Raw genomic sequence first — 7,112 nt, 5'->3', positions numbered from 1 at the left:
ATTGTGTAATATTGTTGTTGATTATGAGAAACAGAGTTTTAATTAGCTCTCCCTTTATGATAATATCATTGGTGACAATATTGCTTTCATCTCTTTGGGAGGCTTATATTGGCGGTGCTGTTCGGCATAGAATGATATCAATGTTGCTATTATTCCCCTTGGTTTCCTTTCATCTAACGTATTGCAATAAGAAAGTTGGCAAGGATTAATATCTATGCTTTAAATTTCTGTACAAGGATAAATAATGGCTCTGATTTCACTTGCGATATCTACTATATCAAATAGAATAGATTTTCTAAAACTACAAGAATATTCAAGTGCTGAGTATGTGATTGTACATCAGCGACCAAATGAAGGTGATCCAAAAGTAATATCAAGTTTGAAAGAACGACACGACATAATATATGTCCCATTAGATAGCTCGGGTCTTTCTGTCAGCAGAAATACAGCAATTAATAAATGTAGCGGAGATTATATTTTTATTTTAGATGATGATGTCTTCTTTTCTTTTGACAGTATGATGATGGTAGTTGATCTAATGAGTAAGGATGATGTGGACATTGGTACATATTATCATAAATACACCAACGGAAAGACTACAAAAAATAAGGAATACTCTTTTTCTCACAATATGTTAAATATCGCCAACCCTTCATCAATTGATATTTGTTTAAAGCGGGAGTCGATAGTTGCAAGTGGAGTGCTATTTGATGAGGACTTTGGTTTAGGGACCAGTTCACCTTCAGGTGAAGAAATGATATTTTTATCTGACTGTATAAAGTCAGGTTTAAAGTTGAAAAGATATCCTATTGAGGTATGTATTCATCCTCCTGTCACATCAGGTAGCGACTTCTATTCTACCAAAGAAAAGATCTTAGCTAAGAAGGCCATGTTTAAAAGAGTGTATGGCCAGTTAGGTGGGATTATGTTTATACTTTTTATTTTGAAAAAATATCCTGCGGCATACAAGGCTGGCTATAGTTCGTTTTTCTTAAAACACTCACTTTTTAAGTAAGCTCACATCCGTGTGGTAATATTATTATGGACGCATCCCCCCTCGTTTCAATCGTTATGCCGAGTTACAATTCGGGCAAAACGATATCTGCAGCTATACAGAGTATTCTTCTGCAAGAGTATGATAACTGGGAATTGTTGGTTACAGATGACAACTCATCTGATGATACCGTCGCTATATTAAAAGCTTTTGAAGCGCAAGACCCAAGGATTAATGTTGTATGCAATGACACTAATTCGGGTGCAGGATTTTCAAGAAATCATTCAATCAGAAGGTCGAAGGGTAAATATATAGCATTCCTTGATTCAGATGACCTTTGGAATCCGGATAAACTGAAAGTTCAGATTTCTTTTATGGAGGAAAATAATTATTCATTTACTTTTTCTTCATATCAAATGTTTTCCGACGATGGCGAGGGCAAGGTTGTCCATGCTCCTGAATTCGTGACTTATAATGAATTGTTGTATGGTAATGTTATCGGATGTTTAACTGCAGTATATAATGCTGATATCTTAGGTCGTCAGGAAATGCCACTTATAAGAAAGAGGCAGGACATGGGGTTATGGTTGGCGTTGCTAACAAAGTGTGATAAAGCTTATGGTTTACCTGACGTGTTGGCAAGATACAGAACAGACTCTGGTATGACGCAAAATAAATTGCATGTAGCGAAATATCAGTGGGAATTTTACAGGACTGTAGTACAGCTGAACCTGTTGAAGTCTTCATGGTACTTCTTCTGGTATGCACTAAATGGTTTTTTGAAACATCGGAAATAAAACATGAAAATTGCTATTGCGGGTACGGGATATGTTGGCCTATCTAATGCAGTATTGCTGGCACGGCACCATGAGGTGGTTGCTGTTGATCTGATTGCCAGCAAGGTCGAGCTGATCAATCAAGGGCTCTCTCCCATCGTTGATAAAGAGATCGAAGAGTATCTGGCTGGCGGAAAGCTTAATCTGCGGGCGACTTTAGATAAAGCAGAGGCATATCAACAAGCCGATTTCGTCATCATTGCGACCCCAACAGACTATGATCCCGACACTAACTATTTCAATACCAGTACGGTGGAGTCAGTAGTCAAGGATGTGATGGCAATCAATCCTGATGCTGTCATGGTGATAAAATCGACCATTCCAGTTGGGTATACCGCTAGGTTGCGCAAGGATCTCGGTTATGAGAATTTGATTTTTTCCCCCGAATTTTTGCGTGAAGGGCGAGCTCTCTATGACAACCTGCATCCTTCTCGTATCGTGGTCGGTGAGCGTTCAGAGCGGGCTCAGGTGTTTGCCAACCTGCTGTTGGAGGGCGCGATCAAGAAGGATGTACCTGTGCTCTTTACGGACAGCACAGAAGCAGAGGCGATCAAGCTGTTTGCCAATACCTACCTTGCGATGCGTGTTGCGTTTTTCAATGAACTTGACACCTACGCTCAGTTGCATGGCCTCGATAGCCGGCAGGTGATTGAAGGTATTGGATTGGATCCGCGCATTGGCAGCCACTATAATAATCCCTCGTTCGGGTATGGTGGTTATTGTCTGCCAAAAGATACCAAGCAGTTGCTTGCTAATTACAATCAGGTTCCAAATAACTTGATTCGGGCGATAGTCGATTCTAATACAACCCGCAAAGATTTTATTGCGGATTCTGTTATCCGACAAAAACCGAAAAGAGTCGGGGTATATCGATTAGTCATGAAGTCGGGATCTGATAATTTTCGAGCTTCAGCCATACAGGGTGTCATGAAACGCATCAAGGCGAAGGGCATTGAAGTGGTTATCTACGAACCAGCCTTGACGGAAGTGGAGTTTTTTCATTCCAGAGTCATCACAGATCTGGCAGAGTTTAAAGCCAGTTGCGATGTGATACTGGCCAATCGACGCGTGGCTGAGCTTGATGATGTTATCGACAAACTCTACACTCGTGATCTTTTCGGTTCAGATTGACATTATTTTCCCCTTATAAAAATCATATTGAGGAATCAAGTGAGTTATCAACGTCGCCACTCACGCTGGTATGAGCGCATCATATTTACTCCTCCGGCACTGTTTATCCTCGGGGCCCTGCTTACGGTTTGTTTACCAGCAATAGAGCGCTGGGGATGGGGGTTTTGGTATCAAATGGATGCTGTCAGGATCAATACTCTGAGCGGTGCCTTTGTGGCGTTTCTGCTGACCGGGATTGTGCTGCATCGCTTCCTGCGCTATCCGGGCGCGAGTCCCGTTGCCTATATGATCCCGACTGTCACGACACTCTACGGTACTTTGGTGGGGGTTCTCTTTTTTCTGCGCCTGCCTTACAGCCGTCAGGTACTGTTCGAGTCGTACATGGTGGCTTTGCTCTGCTGCTGGCTGGCCTACTTCATTGGTCGCCGCTACCGCACCCCCAAATATGCCTTGTTGCCTTTTGGCGACTATCAGGCCCTGACCCGGCATGTTTGTGTGGAATGGCGATTGCTGGACAAACCCGATCTTGGGGCCGTGCGCTATGACGCCGTGGTGGCAGATCTGCGGGATGAGAAACTGGCAGGGGAGTGGGAGCGTTTCCTGGCGCGCTGTGCCCTGGCTCATATCCCTGTCTATCACATCAAGCAGATCAGCGAGACCCTGACCGGACGGGTGAAGATCGACCATCTCCATGAGAACCAGCTCGGCTCCCTCTTGCCATCCCCCGTCTATGCCTTCATCAAGCGGGGCATGGACATCCTGGCCGCGTTGATCGCCATCCCGCTGTTCTCCCCCTTGATGCTGGTGACGGCCATTCTTATCAAGCTGGAGAGCCCGGGCCCCGTGATGTTTCTGCAAAACCGGGTGGGTAAGGGCAACAAGGATTTTTGCATCTACAAGTTTCGCAGCATGTGCCAAAACTCGGAACAACACGGTGCGCAGTTCGCTCAAGATGGCGATATGCGCGTCACCCGGGTGGGCAAGGTGATCCGCAAGCTGCGCATCGACGAGCTGCCGCAGTTCTTCAACGTCCTTAAAGGGGACATGAGCCTGATCGGGCCAAGACCGGAGCAGCGCACCTTTGTCGATCAGTTCGAGCGGGAGATCCCGTTCTATATGTATCGTCATATCGTGCGGCCCGGGATCAGTGGCTGGGCCCAGGTGGTGCACGGCTATGCGGCCGATGCCGATGACACTCGGATCAAGATTGAGCACGATTTCTACTACATCAAGCACTTCTCCCTCTGGCTGGATGTGCTTATCGTGTTCAAGACCATCCGAACCATACTGACCGGTTTTGGCGCGCGGTAATCCCAGATGCGTATTTTGTTGCTCGGCGCTCGTGGTCAACTAGGACGAGCGCTTTTTGCTGCCCTGTGCCGGGATTATCCAGATTGGCAGGTAGTCGCACTTGGCAAGGTGGAGTGCGACATCACCGATCCCGATACACTGATCGGCGCCCTGGATCGCCATCAGCCTGATGTGATCCTCAATGGAGCAGCCTTCACGGCCGTCGATCTTGCAGAGAGCCAGTCAGAGTGTGCTTATAGCATCAATCATCAGGCGGTAGCACTGCTTGCCCGCGAGGCTAATACTAGGGGGATCTTGCTGGTGCACTTCTCCACCGATTATGTGTTCGATGGTTCAGGCTGTGCTCCCTGGCGCGAGGTTGATGTGCCATTTCCGCTCAATGTCTATGGTGCCAGCAAGCTGGCTGGCGAGCAGGCCATTCAGGCTCTCTGCCCCGGTCATCTGATTGTGCGAACCAGCTGGCTTTATGGCGGGGAGGGGACACACTTCGCCCGCACCATCTTGCGCCGTGCCAAGGAGGGCAAGCCCCTTGAGGTGGTGGGGGATCAATGGGGAACGCCGACGCAGGTGGACTGGCTGGCAACGTCTGTCCTACTGGTACTGACACAGGTCGTGAAGGCGCCAGACAGGGGGGGCCTCTATCATCTCTGCCCCGCAGACGAGACGAGCTGGCATGGCTTTGCCTCAGCCCTGGTAAAAGAAGGTAGTCGGCTTGGTCTGCTGGCGAGGCCCGTTCCGATAAAACCCATTCCATCTGAGAGCTGGCCCCAGGCAGCCCGTCGTCCACTCAACTCCAGGCTCGATTGCCGACGGTTTTCTGCTGTATTTGGCGTCAGGTTGCCGCCGTGGCAGCAACAGATGAGACATTGGCTTGCGGGTCTAGGTACTGTGGATTGATGGCCTGCATTTGCTTTGCACCAGATGACGGTATGTAGGAACAAAGCAAATGACACCATGCATCTGGGCAGATGATTGAGTTAGGTATTCTTTGCCTGGATAAGTGCGATGAACGTCATCACCTGACACCGATCAGGAGACCGTCTGCTCCGGGGGGCGTATGATGCTTGCCAGCGTGTCTGCAGCCCCTTGGAGTCAGATATGTTGAGATAGGACGTTAAAGACCGTTACGTATGCTGATATACACTTGCCCCTTACACCAAAGACTCTTCTATGCATTTTATTCCACTAAAAATTCCAGATGTTGTTCAGATTAACCACCAATACCATGAAGATGAAAGAGGTGATTTCATGGAGCTCTTCCGCCACGACCTCTTTACTCGTAGATGCGGTGATTTTGGTTTTGTTCAGGACAATCTGAGTCGCTCCCGGCAAGGGACATTGCGCGGGCTGCATTATCAGCGACAAAAGCCGCAGGGCAAGTTAGTACAGGTTATTGCAGGTACCATTTTTGATGTAGCGGTAGATTTGCGAGAGAAGAGTGCTACTTATGGGAAATGGGTTGGCGCTCGGCTTTCGGCTGCAGAGGGCGCATCATTGTGGATCCCACCCGGTTTTGCCCATGGTTTTTATGTGATGAGCGAGGAGGCTCATGTGCTGTACAAGTGCACCGATTATTATGCGCCTGAACTTGAGGCTACCCTCAACTGGTCCGATCCGACCTTGGCAATTGAGTGGCCCATCTTGGATCAGGTTCCATTGATTCTTTCTGAAAAAGATCGCAACGCACCTTTCTGGCTATGACTTCACCTTTAGGGCTCAATATGAATAAAAATATGCTTGATAGTTCAGATACCCAACTGCCCCGGGGATGGCAGCCACCCTCCAATGATGAGATCGATCTGCGTGAGCTGATGCTGGTGTTGTGGCGCCAGAAGCTGCTGATAGTGCTTATTGCTGGCGTATTTGCTGTGGGCGGTATCTCTTATGCGTTGTTGGCACCGCAGCAGTGGTCCGCTTCGGCAGTGGTTGCCGCGCCGAAGCCGGAGGACATGACACCGATGCGGAAAGTCTCGAAGCAGGCAACTGCATTGGGTCTTGGCGGTTTTCCCAGCGGAGAAGGTCTTTATCTGGAGTTTATTCAGGAGTTCAACAGTTACGAGAATCGTCGTGATTATCTCAAAGCCAGCCCTTTATTTGCCGAGGTGGTAAAAAGCCATGGGCTGGATGGCAAGGCGCAGGTACGTTGGTTGCGCGACTGGAGTAAATCCGTGACGGCTCAGCCTGTAGACAAGAAGGGGGAGGTACCGGGGGTTGAGCTCAAGTTTGCGGCCCCCACTTCCGAAAGGTCGCTGGCAATGTTGAAGGGGTATGTTGACTACATTGTCAAGTTGCAACAAAAGCAGTTGACACACCGACTTGCTGAACAGCGTGATCTGCAGTTGGATGGCATGAAAACTGAGTATCTGATCATGCAGGAGGACACAAGACGAGCCCTGCAACAGGAAATAGTAGAATTGGCGATGGCCAACAAAGTCGCCAAGGCGGCTGGTGTCAGCGCTCCACTGGAAAACTATAACGTTCAGGATCGCCTCCTCATTTCTCTGGGCTCGAAAGGTTTGGAAGAAAAGCTGTCATTACTGAAATCCATCGACCTTGAGGTTTATCAACCCAAATTGCAATCTCTGCAGGTAAAGATGGCACGCTTAAAAAGCATCTCTTTGGACGGTATTGCATTTCGTCCTTTCTCCTATCTGGACGCGCCAGATGAACCTCTTAGCCGCGACAAGCCAAAACGTCCGCTGATCGTGGTGTTGGCTACCCTGCTCGGTGGCATGCTGGGCGTCGGCATTGTGCTGGTACGCCATGCTTTCCGCCGGCCTGAACAGGCATAATATGTTTACCAAGTAAGTAATGGGGGGCTTTGCCCCCTTTCTTTTTTT

General features: G+C 48.2%; 7 protein-coding genes. All 7 read left to right on the top strand.

Annotation, left to right across the window (positions count from 1 at the left end; translation table 11 throughout):
* Positions 1–244: 244 nt before the first annotated feature.
* A complete protein-coding gene (locus tag AACX78_RS15925) occupies positions 245–1,015 on the top strand; it encodes a glycosyltransferase family 2 protein (RefSeq protein ID WP_159166782.1) in 771 nt (256 codons plus the stop codon).
* Between the two features lie 26 nt (positions 1,016–1,041).
* The gene (locus AACX78_RS15920) at positions 1,042–1,791 is read left to right on the top strand and encodes a glycosyltransferase family 2 protein (RefSeq protein WP_159166781.1); all 750 of its coding nucleotides are present in this window, start codon (positions 1,042–1,044) and stop codon (positions 1,789–1,791) included.
* A gap of 3 nt (positions 1,792–1,794) precedes the next feature.
* Positions 1,795–2,961: a nucleotide sugar dehydrogenase gene (locus AACX78_RS15915; RefSeq protein WP_159166780.1), complete on the top strand. Its 1,167-nt coding sequence runs from the start codon at positions 1,795–1,797 to the stop codon at positions 2,959–2,961.
* 174 nt (positions 2,962–3,135) lie between these two features.
* Positions 3,136–4,272, top strand: coding sequence for a sugar transferase (locus AACX78_RS15910; RefSeq protein ID WP_236556345.1), 1,137 nt, complete (start codon positions 3,136–3,138; stop codon positions 4,270–4,272).
* A gap of 6 nt (positions 4,273–4,278) precedes the next feature.
* Positions 4,279–5,169 (top strand): dTDP-4-dehydrorhamnose reductase, encoded by an 891-nt coding sequence (gene rfbD, locus AACX78_RS15905; RefSeq protein WP_159166778.1) that lies wholly within the window; start codon positions 4,279–4,281, stop codon positions 5,167–5,169.
* Positions 5,170–5,442: 273 nt separating this feature from the next.
* Complete coding sequence (gene rfbC, locus AACX78_RS15900; protein ID WP_159166777.1) at positions 5,443–5,973, top strand: dTDP-4-dehydrorhamnose 3,5-epimerase; 531 nt, start codon at positions 5,443–5,445, stop codon at positions 5,971–5,973.
* A gap of 20 nt (positions 5,974–5,993) precedes the next feature.
* A complete protein-coding gene (locus AACX78_RS15895; RefSeq protein ID WP_159166776.1) occupies positions 5,994–7,064 on the top strand; it encodes an LPS O-antigen chain length determinant protein WzzB in 1,071 nt (356 codons plus the stop codon).
* Positions 7,065–7,112: the final 48 nt, after the last annotated feature.

The organism is Aeromonas sp. 9A (assembly GCF_963900955.1).
In the GTDB taxonomy this organism is placed as follows: Bacteria; Pseudomonadota; Gammaproteobacteria; order Enterobacterales; family Aeromonadaceae; genus Aeromonas; species Aeromonas salmonicida.
Note: the sequence above shows the minus strand (reverse complement) of the source record. Positions and strands in the feature narration are given on the sequence as shown.

Coding starts and splice junctions, on each gene's coding strand:
- AACX78_RS15925 (WP_159166782.1), top strand. CDS start 245: ATGGCTCTGATTTCACTTGCGATATCTACTATATCAAATAGAATAGAT.
- AACX78_RS15920 (WP_159166781.1), top strand. CDS start 1,042: ATGGACGCATCCCCCCTCGTTTCAATCGTTATGCCGAGTTACAATTCG.
- AACX78_RS15915 (WP_159166780.1), top strand. CDS start 1,795: ATGAAAATTGCTATTGCGGGTACGGGATATGTTGGCCTATCTAATGCA.
- AACX78_RS15910 (WP_236556345.1), top strand. CDS start 3,136: ATGGATGCTGTCAGGATCAATACTCTGAGCGGTGCCTTTGTGGCGTTT.
- rfbD (WP_159166778.1), top strand. CDS start 4,279: ATGCGTATTTTGTTGCTCGGCGCTCGTGGTCAACTAGGACGAGCGCTT.
- rfbC (WP_159166777.1), top strand. CDS start 5,443: ATGCATTTTATTCCACTAAAAATTCCAGATGTTGTTCAGATTAACCAC.
- AACX78_RS15895 (WP_159166776.1), top strand. CDS start 5,994: ATGAATAAAAATATGCTTGATAGTTCAGATACCCAACTGCCCCGGGGA.